Below are 244 nucleotides of genomic sequence, written 5' to 3'. Positions count from 1 at the left end.
CATTGATGGCGCGCTGCAGCTTCGGCGATTTGCGGATCACGTCCGAGGCGTCCAGGCCCTGCTTGCGCCGGATCATCACGTCGCCGGCCTCCATGCCGAAGATCGCGATGTTTTCCGCGCCGACCTGTCCGAACAGATCTCCACCGCCGGCATGGAGGCGTCCGGCACCGGCAACATGAAGCTGGCGCTGAACGGCGCCATCACGATCGGCACGCTCGACGGCGCCAATATCGAGATCCGCGAC

1 pseudogene is annotated in these 244 nt (G+C 65.6%); it reads left to right on the top strand.

Features of this window, described 5'->3' with window-relative positions:
* Positions 1–118: 118 nt before the first annotated feature.
* A pseudogene (locus G8O24_RS46945) lies at positions 119–244 on the top strand (glycogen/starch/alpha-glucan phosphorylase); the annotation flags it as partial.

Source organism: Bradyrhizobium campsiandrae (assembly GCF_014529705.1).
In the GTDB taxonomy this organism is placed as follows: Bacteria; Pseudomonadota; Alphaproteobacteria; order Rhizobiales; family Xanthobacteraceae; genus Bradyrhizobium; species Bradyrhizobium campsiandrae.
This window is presented reverse-complemented; position numbering and strand designations above follow the sequence as displayed.